The 12,723-nt window shown below is 71.4% G+C and carries 9 protein-coding genes; 4 read left to right on the top strand and 5 right to left on the bottom strand.

The genetic code is table 11. From position 1 onward, the window contains the following. Positions 1 to 5: 5 nt before the first annotated feature. From G4D86_RS00460 to G4D86_RS00445, 4 genes are all read right to left on the bottom strand, one after another. Positions 6 to 752 carry an MlaE family ABC transporter permease gene (locus tag G4D86_RS00460; protein WP_163988184.1) on the bottom strand — a complete coding sequence of 249 codons (747 nt, stop codon included), beginning with the start codon at positions 750 to 752 and terminating at the stop codon, positions 6 to 8. After that, positions 749 to 1,522, bottom strand: a complete 774-nt coding sequence (locus G4D86_RS00455) for an MlaE family ABC transporter permease (protein ID WP_163988182.1) — start codon at positions 1,520 to 1,522, stop codon at positions 749 to 751. Before G4D86_RS00455 ends, G4D86_RS00460 begins: the two co-directional genes overlap by 4 nt. Positions 1,523 to 1,919: 397 nt before the next feature. Then, a complete protein-coding gene (locus G4D86_RS00450; protein WP_163988180.1) occupies positions 1,920 to 2,618 on the bottom strand; it encodes an ABC transporter ATP-binding protein in 699 nt (232 codons plus the stop codon). 2 nt (positions 2,619 to 2,620) lie between these two features. Then, the gene (locus G4D86_RS00445) at positions 2,621 to 4,537 is read right to left on the bottom strand and encodes a putative metal-binding motif-containing protein (protein WP_240359967.1); all 1,917 of its coding nucleotides are present in this window, start codon (positions 4,535 to 4,537) and stop codon (positions 2,621 to 2,623) included. A gap of 243 nt (positions 4,538 to 4,780) precedes the next feature. Between G4D86_RS00445 and G4D86_RS00440 the strand changes: the two genes are divergently transcribed. The 4 genes from G4D86_RS00440 to G4D86_RS00425 all read left to right on the top strand — a co-directional run bounded on the left by G4D86_RS00440 (position 4,781) and on the right by G4D86_RS00425 (position 12,152). Beyond that, positions 4,781 to 6,241, top strand: a complete 1,461-nt coding sequence (locus G4D86_RS00440; RefSeq protein WP_163988175.1) for a TolC family protein — start codon at positions 4,781 to 4,783, stop codon at positions 6,239 to 6,241. Positions 6,242 to 6,246: 5 nt separating this feature from the next. Beyond that, entirely contained in the window at positions 6,247 to 7,470 is a 1,224-nt protein-coding gene (locus G4D86_RS00435) for an efflux RND transporter periplasmic adaptor subunit (RefSeq protein ID WP_163988173.1), read from the top strand. Beyond that, positions 7,467 to 10,589 (top strand): efflux RND transporter permease subunit, encoded by a 3,123-nt coding sequence (locus G4D86_RS00430; RefSeq protein ID WP_163988171.1) that lies wholly within the window; start codon positions 7,467 to 7,469, stop codon positions 10,587 to 10,589. The genes G4D86_RS00435 and G4D86_RS00430 overlap by 4 nt, the downstream gene beginning before the upstream one ends. Positions 10,590 to 10,826: 237 nt before the next feature. Continuing rightward, the gene (locus G4D86_RS00425) at positions 10,827 to 12,152 is read left to right on the top strand and encodes an amidohydrolase family protein (protein ID WP_163988169.1); all 1,326 of its coding nucleotides are present in this window, start codon (positions 10,827 to 10,829) and stop codon (positions 12,150 to 12,152) included. Positions 12,153 to 12,157: 5 nt separating this feature from the next. On the opposite strand, the gene G4D86_RS00420 is transcribed toward G4D86_RS00425, so the two are convergent. Further along, entirely contained in the window at positions 12,158 to 12,613 is a 456-nt protein-coding gene (locus G4D86_RS00420; RefSeq protein ID WP_163988167.1) for a VOC family protein, read from the bottom strand. Positions 12,614 to 12,723 lie beyond the last annotated feature (110 nt).

Below are 12,723 nucleotides of genomic sequence, written 5' to 3'. Positions count from 1 at the left end.
CGGGCTCACAGGCGCAGCAACTGGAAGGCGAGGGACACGGCGAAGTCGATCAACAGGCACCCCAGACTCGCCGCCACCACGCCGGAGGTGGTGGCCTCGCCCACCGCCTCGGCGCCGCCCTTCGCATTCAGGCCCGCCACCGCCGCCGCCAGGGGAATGTACAGCCCGCAGCCGCCCGCCTTCAGCCCCGCCGCGAGCAAATCCCACCCGTCCACGTAGCGCGGGTCCATGAAGGCCCGACCATCCACACCGAAGGCGACGCTCGCCACCGTCGCCGCGGACAGCGTCGCCGCTACCGTCCCCAGCGCGCTCAGCAGCGGCACCCCGAGCACCCCGGCTATTACTCTCGGCGCCACCAGGTCCGCGTAGGGGTCTCCCGCGGACATCTCCAGCGCCTCCACCTGCTCGTTGACGCTCATGGTGGACAGCTCCGCCGCGTGGCTGGCTCCCGCTCGCGAGGCCGTCAGCATCGCGGACATCACCGGGCCCAGCTCGCGGATGAGCAGCTCGAAATAGGCGGGCCCGAGCACCGCCACGTTGCCCACGAAGCGCGTGGCCTGGCTGTTCGCAATCGTCACCAGCACCGCGCCGAAGAAGGCCATGCCGGACATGACGAGCCACACGCTGCGCCCGCCCAGTTCGTGCAATTGCACCAGTGACTCGCGCCAGGGCACTCCGTCCCGCAGCGAGGCCCGCACGGTGCGCGCCAGCATCACCGCCGGTGCTCCGAAGAAGGACAGCACCGCGCTCATGCCATCCACCCCGCGAGCAGCGAGGTGAGCAGGAAGTCGAGCACGAAGATGGCCGCGCAGCCTCGCACCACCGCGCTCGCCGCTGCCTCGCCCACGGCCCTGGCGCCACCTCTCGCGGACAGGCCCACCGCCGTGGACACCAGAGAGATGGCCAGGCCGTAGGCTCCCGTCTTCACCACGCCGCCCAGGAGGTCGAGCGGGCTCAGCATGTCCGCGAACGTCCCATAGAACACGCGCAGCGGCAGCCCCAGCGTGAGGAGCGCCGCAACCGACTCGAAGAGGATGGCCACCAGGAACGTGAAGGCGCTCAGCGCGAGCATGCTCACCTCCATGGCCACCACCCTCGGCGCCACGAGGATGGCGAACGGGTCCAGGCCGATTCCGCGCAGTCCCTCAATCTGCCCGCCCACCTGCATGGTGGCCAGCTCCGCCGCGTTCCTCGCGCCGATGCGCGCTGACATGATGAGCCCGAGCAGCAGCGGGCCGAACTCCCACAGCACGCCGTACCCCGCCGCCCAGCCGAGGAACGCCCGCGCTCCGAAGCGCTGGATGTAGAGCCCGGATTGCAGCACCACGATGACGCCCGCCAGCGCCGCAGTGGCCAGCGCCAGCGGAAGCGAGTCGTAACCGAATTGCACCAGCGCCCGTGCCAGCTCGCGCCGCTCCAGCCTCGGCAGCCCCAGCACCGTGCGCCCCGCCACGAGGCCCAGGGCTCCCGCGCCGCGCACCGCGTCCAGGCCGGTGCGGCCCAGCCATGCGAGGGGCTTCATGCGCGCACCCGTGCTCTCCATGCCACCCCTTCGGGCGGAGGACTCGCGGAATGAACGTTCCTTCCGCGGCAGCCTGCCGCCGGGGGGCAGACCACGTGTGCGCCCCATGCCACCTCTTCGGGCGGAGGACTCGCGGAATGAACGTTCCTTCCGCGGCTGCCTGCCGCCGGGGGGCAGACCACGTGTGCGCCCCATGCCACCTCTTCGGGCGGAGGACTCGCGGAATGAACGTTCCTTCCGCAGCTGCCTGCCGCCGGGGGGCAGACCACGTGTGCGCCCCATGCCACCCCTTCGGGCGGAGGACTCGCGGAATGAACGTTCCTTCCGCCGCTGCCGGCCACCGGGGGACACCTCTCGTCGTGCGGGCCGCACCCGCGTCTCGACTCAGTCGGCGGTTTCATGCCAGCGCCTCGTCCGGCGCGTGCTCCAATTCCAGCGCGGGTGGCCCGTCATGCACCAGCTTCCCGCCGCGCAGGTAGAGCCAGCGGGGCAGGGGCAGGTCCACCGGGGCCTCCGGGGCCGCGACGAGCAGCGTGCCGCCCCGGGACACCTCCAGCAGCACCCGCGCCACCTGCCGCGCCGTGCCCGGGTCCAGCCCCGCGAACGGGTCATCCGCCAGCAACACCGAGGGCCTCGCGGCCAACGCACGTGCCAGCCCCGCGCGCTTCTTCATGCCTCCCGACAGCCGCTCCGGCAGCGTGTTTGCGGCCTCTGACAGGCCCACCGCGCGCAGCACCTCATCCGCCCGAGCGCGGGCCTCGGCCTCCGGCACGCGGCGGCGGGTGAGGGGCAGCAGCACGTTGTCGCGCACGGTGAGCGAGTCGAACAGCGCATCCGTCTGGAACACCATTCCGAACGCCGCCTGCCGCATGCGGCGCTCGGCGGCGGACAGGCGCGCCGCCTCCTGTCCGTCCCACAGCACGCGTCCGTCCGCCGGCGTCACCAGCCCCGCCAGCGCCTTCAGCAGCGTCGTCTTCCCCGAGCCCGAGCGTCCGAGCACCAGCGCCTGTGTCCCCGGGGGCAGGGCGCAGTCCACCGATGCCAGCACCGTGCGCGCTCCGTACCGCACCGTGAGGCCGTCCGCGCGCAGGTCCATGTTCAAGGCTGCCAGCGCATCAGGGTGCCGCCGGAGCCCGCTCCCCAGATGTCACCCGGGCCGGTGCCCTCCAGCGCATTCAACGTGTTGGGCGGCACGTTGACGCTGGTCCAGGCCGTGCCGTTGAAGAACTGGATGTCCCTGACGACCGACGTCACCGCGTAGATGGCGGTGCGTCCGAACGCCACCATCGCGCGAAGGTCCACCGGATCCCCGGATACCGTGAGCACGGGCTTTTGGGTCCACGTCGTGCCCGAGCGCTCCAGGAGCAGTCCCTTGTCACCCGCCGCATACGCGAGCCCGGGCGTCAGCACCCGCACCGCACGCAGGAATCCCGTCGTCCCCGTGTTGCCGAGGTCCTCCTTCGTCCACGTACTCCCGCTCGCCGGAGCGCGCCACGCGACGGGACGCTCCGTTCCGCCGACGTCCTCCATGCCCACCGCGAGCAGCGTCTCCGGGCCCAGCCCGTGAATCGCGCGCAGGTTGGCGGCCACCTGGGTGACGAGCGTGGGCGCGGCCTGGCTCGGAGCGCCCTCGACGTACTCCCAGCGGATGACGCGGCCCTGGCTGTCCACCGCGAAGAGCCGCACGGTGGTGCCCTGCTCGAAGCCCACCATTCCGTTGATGCTGCTGCCCGCGACGCCATTCACCTCCGCGCAGGTGTCCAGCGCTCCCGGAGTCGCCGTGGCCAGTTTCCCCGCGGCCGAGCCGATGAACACGCGCCCGGTGCTCGCCACCCAGGCCGCCTTCCAGTCGCCGGGGCAGCTCCCTACCGCCGTGAAGGTGGCGCCGTTGACGTACAGCACCCGGCCCCCATCTCCCGCCAGCCAGCCGCGGTTGCCACCGGACGGCGCCACCGCGTTCCACCTCGCACCCGAGGCCCCGACCCCCGTGTCCTCGGTCCATGGCGTAGCGCTGCATCCGGTGAGGTCCTCGTCCGTCGAGCCATCACAGTCATTGTCCAGCCGATCGCACAGCTCGTTGCCGATGAAGGTGCTGGAGGCGCGGCTCGTGCCGTCGTCGCAGTCGGTGCGCATGGTACTGGCCCCCGGCGCGGGCTTCACACAGCTCGCGGCCGTCTCCGTACCCGCGCTGCCATCTCCGTCGTCGTCCAGGTACCAGGGCACCGGCTGCTCGGCGCTGACACACGCCGCGCTGGACACGCTCTGGCAGGCATTCACGCCCTGGCAGCCCAGGGCGGTGGCGCATGCGGCGCCCACGGCGAAGGCATCGTCGTCCTTCGTGCCGTCGCAGTCCTCGTCCACGCCGTCGCAGCGGGACTCCTGCTGGTCGGGGTGGATGGTGCCGTCACCGTCATTGCAGTCGCCGCCGCGCGTGGCCGTGCTGGCGGGCTGGACGCACGAGGGAATGGCCAGGGCGTCCCGGTCCCCGTAGCCGTCTCCGTCGCGGTCCCGGTAGTACTCTTGCGCTCCGGGCGCGTCGCCCTCGCCATTCGCGCAGTTGTTGTCGATTCCGTCACACAGCTCGGTCGCCTGAGGGTGGACGTCCTCATCCGAGTCGTCACAGTCCGTGCCCGGGCGCGGGCCCTTGTTGGAGACGTAGCTGTCGTTGTCCAGGTCCTCGGCGCGCAAATCCAACCGCGCGTCGGCGATGCCCACCTCCGGCATCTGGGCCTCCACGGACTGCTCCGCCACCAGCGCCCCGTTGCAGGAGCGCTCGTTCGCGGTGGCCGTCAGGCGCAGGTTCCGGCTCCAGCCTTCGCGGCCGAAGATGGCCACCGTCCGCGTGTCGCTGCGGACGCCCTGCACCACCTGCACCTCCTTCGACTCGGTGCGAGACGCGTCCTCCAGGTCCACCACCGTCAGCGTGAGGCACCTGGGCTGGAAGGTTGCATAGGCCAGGGAGACCCGCAGGGCACCCGCGGCCGGAGACGCCTCCTCCTTCTTGCACCCAGACATGGAAACAGCCACCAGCACCACACCCAGAAGGAATAAACGCATCGTTTGTGCATTCCCGGGCGCGCCGAGGCGCCCTCCGTCATGACGCACTGAGGTCAGAAACTCCGGAGACCCTGAACAGACCCAATAGACCGCCGTACTGGCCACCGTCCACACGCGCGAATGGCCATGGTTCCCCTCCGACACCTTCGTTATATGGCGCGCCGAATCGCATCCCCTGGCCCGAGTCCTCACCGCCCGTCCATGCCCAACGTCCGTCCCGTCCTCGCCACGCCCCTCTGCGCCTGGCTCGCGCTCGCCGCGCCCCAGGCCCTGGCCCAGGACGCGGGCACTCCCGGTGCGACTTCCGACGCCCCCGCTGCTTCGGGCCAGGCCCCAGCGCCAGGTGCGGATTCCGCAGCGCCCGGTGCGGATTCCGCACCCCCCCGCGCGGAATCGGCAGCCCCCGGCGCGCAGGCCGCCCCGGCGGCGTCGCTGACGCTGGAGCGCGCGGTGTCCCTGGCCGCGGAGCGCAACGAGTCCGCGCTGGCGGCCCAGCAGCGCGCCGAGGCGTCCCAGGCGCGCGTGGCCCGGGCCCGCGCCTTCTTCTTCCCGGAGCTGACGGCGACGGGCACCTACACGCGGCGCTCCAACCAGTCGACGCGCGAGGTGGGTGGCCAGGAGGTCGTCCTCCAGCGCTACAACGCCTTCGGCGCCAGCTTCGTCGCGCGCGTCACCCTCTTCGACGCGCGGGGCTTCCCCCTGTACCGGGCCGCTCGCCTGGAGGGTGAGGCCTCCGGGCTGGACGCGGTGGAAGCCCGCCGCCAGGTGTCCTTCGAGGCCGCCAATGCCTTCCTCGTCTCGCTGGCCGACCAGCAGGTCTTCCAGGCCGCCGAGCAGCGCCTCGCCTTCGCGCGCCAGTCGCTCGAGGACGCGAAGGCGCGCGCGGAGGCGGGCCTCGCCAGCAGCAACGACGTGACGCGCGCGGAGCTGGAAGTGGCCAGCGCGGAGGTGCAGCGCACCAGCGCGCGCAACACCGCGCAGACGAGCCGCCTGGAGCTGGGCTACCTGCTCGTGGAGCCCGTGGAGGGCGGCCTGGCCCCGCCGGACGCCCTGCTGACGGACGCGGTGCGGCCGCTCGCTTCCCACGAGGCGGTGGTGCGGGGCGCGGCGGACCGCCGTCCGGACATCCTCTCCGCGCGGCTGCGGGTGGAGTCGCTGGAGGCCAACGCGCTGGAGCCGCTGGCCCGGCTGCTGCCGGCGCTCGGCGCGTCGTACACCTACCGGCTCACCAACGAGTCCGGCCTCACCGGGCGCACCGGCGACGGCTTCTTCAGCGTGGACCTCACCTGGAGCCTCTTCGACGGTGGCGAGCGCTATGCAGAGCGTCGTGAGCGGGTGGCGCTGGCGAAGGCCGCGAAGCTGGAGGAGCAGGCGGGCACGCGCCGCGTGGACGTGGACATCCAGCGGGCGAGGGTGGGGTTGGAGAATGCGCAGGCCGCGCTCTCACAGAGCGACCTGGCGGTACGCGCGGCGAGGCAGAACGCCGAGGAGCAGGGGATTCTGTACCGCCAGGGCTTGTCCACGGCGCTGACGGTGGCGGACGCGGCCGTCAGCCTGTTCGAGGCGGAAGTGGCCCGGGCGCAGAGCCGCTATGCGCTGGGCGTGGCGCTGCTGGGACTCAGGGCGGCTGTGGGACTCGATCCGCTGGGGAAGGAACCGTGAAGCTGATGCGACGCGCAGGAACGCTGACGCTGGCCGTGGCCGTGATGGCCCTGGGTGCCGGATGCAAGAAGGACGCGGAGGCCCCCAAGGGCGGCCCGGGCACGGCGGCGGCGGCCCCGGCCCCGGGCGGGCGCGGCGGCGGTGGCCGCGGGCCCATCCAGTTCCCCGTCGAGGTGGCCCGGGTGGAGTCCCGCGACGTGGAGTACGTGGTGAGCGCGGTGGGCTCCGTGGAGGCCTTCGAGCGCGTGCAGATCACCGCGCGCGTGCCGGGCGCCGTGGAGCGGGTGCTCTTCACGGAAGGGCAGACGGTGAAGAAGGGTGACGCGCTCGCGGAGATAGAGCCCGCGCGCTACGCCATCGCCGTGCGCTTCGCGGAGGCCGCGCTGGCCAAGGCGAAGGCATCCCTCGAGGAGGCGAAGGCGGGCGCCGAGCGCCGCGCCGCCGTCAACGAGGCGAAGCCGGGCCTGCTGCCCGCCGAGCAGCTGGAGTCGTACCAGACGCGCGCTCGCACCGCGGAGGCTGAGGTGGCCTCGGCGAAGGCGATGCTGGACCAGGCGCAGCTCAACCAGCGCGACGCCTACGTGCGCGCCCCCATGGACGGCATCCTGCAGACGCGCACGGTGCAGACAGGGCAGTACGTGCAGCCGGGCCTCGTCATGGCCACGCTGGTGCGCCGAGAGCCGCTGCTCTTGCGCTTCACCGTGCCGGAGGCGGACGTGACGCGCATCACCCCCGGCATGGCGGCGCGCTTCACCATCCGCAACGGCGGCGGCAACTTCACCGCGAAGATCACCCACGTGGCCGCGGCCGCGGACGACGCCAGCCGCATGGTGCCGGTGACGGGCGAGGTGACGGGCGAGGACGCGAAGGCGCTGCGCCCGGGGACGTTCGCCACGGTGACGGTGCCGGTGGAGACGCGGGGTGGCAGCCCGGTGGTGCCGCAGACGGCGGTGCGCCCCAGCGAGCGCGGCTTCCTCGCCTTCGTGGTGGAGGGCGACAAGGCCCGCGAGCGCGTGCTGGAGCTGGGCATGCGCACGGCGGACGGCCTGGTGGAAGTGATCGGCGGCGTGAAGGCCGGCGAGACGCTGGTGGTGCGCGGCGCCGAGGCGCTGCGTGACGGGGTGGCGGTGCGCGTGGCGCAGGGGCCCAGGCCCACGCTCAAGGGCGAGCCGGGCCCGAAGCCCGAAGCCAGCAACGAAGGCGCCAACGGCGGAGGTGCCCGCAGATGAGCCTCACGGAAGCCTGCATCAAGAAGCCCGTCTTCGCCTGGATGATCATGGCGGCCACCATCGTCTTCGGACTGGTGGCGGCCCAGCGCATCGGCATCAGCCAGTTCCCGGACGTGGACTTCCCCACCATCAACATCTCCGTCGCCTGGGAGGGTGCGAATCCCGAAGCCGTGGAGAGCGACCTCATCGAGCCGATCGAGGAGGCCGTGACGCAGGTGGAGGGCGTCAAGAGCATCACCTCCAACGCGCGCCAGGGCGGCGCCAGCATCACGGTGGAGCTGGACCTGTCGCGCAACGTGGACCTCGCGCTGCAGGACGTGCAGGCAAAGGTGAGCCAGGCGCAGCGCTCGCTGCCGCGTGAAATCGACCCGCCCGTCATCTCCAAGACGAACCCGGAGGACCAGCCCATCATGTGGGCGGGCGTGTCCGGGCCCTTCTCCCAGCAGGCGGTGAGCGACTTCGCCCGCTACCGGGTGAAGGAGCGCCTGCAGACGGTGCCGGGCGTGGGCGAGGTGCAGCTGGGCGGCTCGCTGGAGCGCAACGTGCGCATCTGGGTGGACGCCCAGAAGCTGGACGCGCGCGGGCTCACCGTCACGGACGTCATCGCCGCGCTCCAGCGTGAGCACGTGGAGTTGCCCGCGGGCCGCATCGAGATGGAGGGCCGCGAGGTCAACGTGCGCGTCATGGGCGAGGCGCTGGACCTGGACACGCTGCGCGGCGTGGTGGTGCGCGAGGCCGATGGGAAGCCGGTGTACCTGAGCGACGTGGCGCTGATCGAGGACGGCTTCGAGGACATCCGCCGGATGACGCGCGTCAACGGCCAGCCGGCGCAGGGCCTGGGCATCCGGAAGCAGCGCGGCGCCAACGCGGTGGCCGTCGCCCAGGCCGTCCGCGAGGAGCTGGCGAAGATTTCGAAGGACGCACCCGAGGGCATGGAGGTGGGCATCCGCTTCGACTCGACGAAGTTCATCGAGGAGAGCGTCCATGAAATCGAGTTCGAGCTGATGCTGGCCTGCATCCTCACCGCCTTCGTGTGCTGGGTGTTCCTGGGCTCGCTGTCCAGCACGCTGAACGTGGTGCTCGCCATTCCCATGTCGCTGTTGGGAACGGTGGCCGTCATCTACTTCCTGGGCTTCACGCTCAACACCTTCACGTTGTTGGGATTGGCGCTGGCGGTGGGCATCGTGGTGGATGACGCCATCATGGTGCTGGAGAACATCTTCCGGCACGCGGAGGAGGGGAAGGACCGGGTGCGCGCCGCGCGCGAGGGCACCGCGGAGATCACCTTCGCCGCGCTGGCGGCGACGCTGGCGGTGATAGCCATCTTCCTGCCCGTCATCTTCATGAAGGGCATCATCGGCAAGTTCTTCCTCCAGTTCGGCGTCACGCTGTGCGTGGCGGTGCTGCTGTCCTACGTGGAGGCCATTACCCTGGCGCCGGCGCGCTGCGCGCAGCTGCTCAAGACGTCGCGCGAGGGCCGCAGCAAGGTGGGCGTGTGGGTGGACCGGGCCTTCTCCCGGCTGGAGCGCACGTACGAGCGGGTGCTGGGCTGGGGCCTGAAGCGCCCCTGGTGGGTGCTGGCCACGGCGGCGGTGCTGCTGGGCCTGAGCGTGTTCGCCTTCCGCGCGCTGCCGGGCGAGTTCGTTCCCTCGCAGGACCAGAGCCGGTTGATGGTGCGCCTGCAGACGGCGGTGGGCAGCAGCCTGGAGGAGACGAACCGTATCTTCCAGAAGGCGGAGGCCTTCGCCAGCTCGCGGCCGGAGGTGGAGAGCGTCTTCGCGACGGTGGGCGGAGGCGGCGGTGCGTCCAGCGTCAACGCGGGCATGCTGATGCTCACGCTGTCGCCGCCGGACAAGCGCATGCCGCAGGCGGAGCTGCAGCAGATCTTCCGCAAGGAGCTCAACAGCATTCCCGGCCTGCGCGCGGTGGTGCAGGACATGTCGCAGTCGGGCTTCACCGCGCAGCGCGGCTTCCCCGTGGAGTTCAGCGTGCGCGGCTCGGACTGGGATGCGCTGGTGACGGCCAGCCAGGAGGTGCGCGAGCGGCTCCAGGCCAGCGGCAAGGTGGTGGACGTGGACACCGACTACCAGCTCGGCATGCCGGAGCTGCGCATTACGCCGGACCGGGCGCGCGCGGCGGACCTGGGCGTGCCGATTGAGTCGGTGGCCTCGTCCATCAACGCGCTGGTGGGCGGCCTGCGGGTGGGCAAGTACAGCACGGGCGGCCGGCGCATCGATGTGCGGCTGCGCCTGCTGGCCGGGCAGCGCTCTCGGCCCGAGGACCTGTCGCTGCTCAAGGTGCGCACCGCCAGCGGCGCGCTGGTGCCGCTGTCCTCGCTCGTGTCGCAGGAGGAGCGCCCGGCGCTGCAGGCCATCACGCGCAGAGATCGTGAGCGCGCCATCAGCGTCTTCGCCAACGTGGCGCCCGGCTCCAACCAGGAGGAGGCGCTGGCCACGGTGGAGGGGCTCTCCAAGGATTTGCCGGGCGGGGTGCGCCTGGTGCCCGGCGGCGCCAGCGTGGCCTTCCGCGACTCGATGAGCAGCCTGTTCTTCGCGCTCTTCCTCGGGATTGGCGTGGCGTACATGGTGCTGGGCGCGCAGTTCAACTCGTTCCTGCACCCCGTCACGGTGCTCACGATTCTGCCGCTGTCGGTGGCGGGCGCGGCCTTCGCGCTGCTGGCCACGGGCTCCACGCTGAACATCTTCAGCATGATTGGCCTGCTGCTGCTGATGGGCATCGTGAAGAAGAACTCCATCATCCTGGTGGACTATGCGCTGCAGGAGCGCGAGCGCGGGGCGGATGCGTTCCAGGCCATGCTGCGCGCGGGCCCGGTGCGGCTGCGCCCCATCCTGATGACGTCCACCGCGACGATGATGGCGGCGGTGCCGGCGGCGCTGGCGCTGGGCGCGGGCTCGGAGACGCGCGCGCCCATGTCCATCGCCGTGCTCGGCGGCCTGTCGGTGTCCACGGTGCTCAGCCTGCTGGTGGTGCCCGCCTTCTACGTCATCGCGGACCGGATGAAGACGCGACTGGGGGCCCGGCTGGGGAAGAAGCCGGACGCCGAGTCGGGGACGCACCCGCCTCGCACCGACGAGCCCCGGCCGGCCACGCACGGCTGAAGAGGCGGAACGGAGCTTCCGTTCCACGCACGCCGCCAGCGCCCCCGTGAGTCCAACCGGGTGGGGCTGGCGGCGTCCGCGTTTCAGGGGGCGACGAGCCCCAGGCTCTCGACGACGTTGTAGCGGATGTCATCCGGTTGCACGTACATGTGGCCGAGGCCCACGGCCGGAAGGTGTGTGTCGTGTGCTGAACGCGCGCTACGCTGCGCCGCGTTCCTGACTTCCTCCGGAGGCTCCGTGAAGCGGCATGCCCATGTGTTGTCCCTGCTCACCCTCGTCCTGGGCGCTGTCGCCACGGCCCAGCCCGCCGCGTCCACCGAGGCGCCCCGCCGCGTCGCCGTGCGCGCCGCGCGCATGCTCGACGTGAAGAGCGGGAAGTACGTGGCCCAGCCGGTCATCCTCATCGAGGGCGACCGCATCGTGAAGGTGGGCCCCGGGCTGCAAATCCCCGAGGGCACCGAGGTGGTGGACCTGGGGGCGGCCACGGTGCTGCCCGGGCTCATCGACTGCCACACGCACCTGATGGCGCGCGAGTCGGAGGTGCCGAACGGCTACGAGCTGGCGCTGCTCACCAAGTCCCAGGCCACCCGGGCGCTGGAGGGCGCGGCGAATGCGCGGGCCACGCTGCGCGCCGGCTTCACCACCGTGCGCGACGTGGAGAACGAGGGCAGCGGCTTCGCCGACGTGGCCCTGCGCGACGCCATCCGGCAGGGACTGGTAGAGGGGCCGCGCATGCTGGTGGCCACTCGCGGCATCGCGGCGGTGGGCGCGTACCACCCGTTCGGCACCTCGCCCGACGTGAAGGACCTGCCCACGGGAGCGCAGTTCGTCAGCGGGGTGGAGGAGGCCCGCCGCGCCGCGCGCGAGCAACTGGGCCAGGGCGCGGACCTGCTGAAAATCTATGCGGACTGGGCCACGCCCACGCTCACCGTCGACGAGCTGCGCGTCATCATCGACGAGGCGCACAAGGCGAAGCGCAAGGTGGCCGTCCACGCGATGACGCCCGAGGGCATCCGCAATGCGCTCGCCGCGGGCGCGGACTCCATCGAGCATGGCCACAACGCGGACCGCGCGGCCCTGGAGCTCATCCGTCAGAAGGGCGCTTTCCTGGTGCCCACGGTCGGCATCCTCGAGGCCCTGGTGGAGCGCGCCCCGGACGCGGCCACGCGCACCCGCTTCGAGGCGCGGCTCGCCGGCACTCGGAAGACGGTGGCACTCGCGCATCAGCTCGGCGTGAAGCTCGCCAGCGGCTTCGACGCAGCCTCGGCCTGGCAGCAGGGCCGCAATGCCATGGAGCCGGTGGCCCTGAATCGCGCCGGGCTGCCGCCGCTGGAGGCCCTGCGCTCGGCCACCTCGCGGGCGGCGGAGCTGCTGGGACTCCAGGAGCATGTCGGCACGCTGGAGCCGGGGCGCTACGGAGACCTGGTGGCTGTCTCCGGAGACCCGCTGGCGGACGTCTCCGAGCTCCAGCGCGTCCGGTTCGTCATGAAGGGCGGCGTGGTGGTCCTGGACGAACTGACCCGGGCGGCGCCGAAGGGCCCCTCGGTTCAGCCCACGAAGTAGGGGACTCAGCTCCCCTGGTAGGCGCGCTCGAGGCCGGCGATGTCTATCTTCTGCATCCCGAGCATCGCCTGCACCACGCGCCCCGCCTTCGCCGGATCCTTGTCTCCCATCAGGCGCATCAGGGCGGTGGGGATGATCTGCCAGGACACTCCGAACCGGTCCTCCAGCCAGCCGCACTGCTTGTGCTTGCCGCCGGCCGCGAGCTGCTCCCACAGCACATCGACCTCGGCCTGGGTCTCGCAGCTGACGAACAGCGAGATTCCCTCCGAGAACTTGAAGTGCGGCCCGCCGTTGAACGCCATGAACGGCTGCCCTTCGAGCTCGAAGTTGACCGACATCGCCCTACCGTCCGGGCCGCGTGAGATGTTGATGATTTTCGAGCCCTTGAACAACGACGTGTAGAGCTTCACGGCCTCTTCCGCCTGGTCGTTGAACATCAGGAACGGAGTGATCTTCTGCATTGGGAGCTCCTCGGTGGGGCCGGCACCGGAAATGGCGCCGTCCATGCCTTCATGTCGGAGCAGCGCGCTCCGGCTCGACATGCCGCCTCGTTTTTTTCACAAGGTCGCGG

Origin of the sequence: Pyxidicoccus caerfyrddinensis, assembly GCF_010894405.1 — a bacterium.
GTDB classification, from domain to species: domain Bacteria; phylum Myxococcota; class Myxococcia; order Myxococcales; family Myxococcaceae; genus Myxococcus; species Myxococcus caerfyrddinensis.
The sequence above is the reverse complement of the archived record's forward strand: the minus strand, read 5'-3'. Positions and strand labels throughout refer to the sequence as shown.

Bases quoted from the DNA above. Each gene is read 5' to 3' on its own strand.
- G4D86_RS00460 (WP_163988184.1), bottom strand. From the start codon at position 752: ATGAGCGCGGTGCTGTCCTTCTTCGGAGCACCGGCGGTGATGCTGGCG.
- G4D86_RS00455 (WP_163988182.1), bottom strand. From the start codon at position 1,522: ATGAAGCCCCTCGCATGGCTGGGCCGCACCGGCCTGGACGCGGTGCGC.
- G4D86_RS00450 (WP_163988180.1), bottom strand. From the start codon at position 2,618: ATGGACCTGCGCGCGGACGGCCTCACGGTGCGGTACGGAGCGCGCACG.
- G4D86_RS00445 (WP_240359967.1), bottom strand. From the start codon at position 4,537: ATGTCTGGGTGCAAGAAGGAGGAGGCGTCTCCGGCCGCGGGTGCCCTG.
- G4D86_RS00440 (WP_163988175.1), top strand. From the start codon at position 4,781: ATGCCCAACGTCCGTCCCGTCCTCGCCACGCCCCTCTGCGCCTGGCTC.
- G4D86_RS00435 (WP_163988173.1), top strand. From the start codon at position 6,247: ATGCGACGCGCAGGAACGCTGACGCTGGCCGTGGCCGTGATGGCCCTG.
- G4D86_RS00430 (WP_163988171.1), top strand. From the start codon at position 7,467: ATGAGCCTCACGGAAGCCTGCATCAAGAAGCCCGTCTTCGCCTGGATG.
- G4D86_RS00420 (WP_163988167.1), bottom strand. From the start codon at position 12,613: ATGCAGAAGATCACTCCGTTCCTGATGTTCAACGACCAGGCGGAAGAG.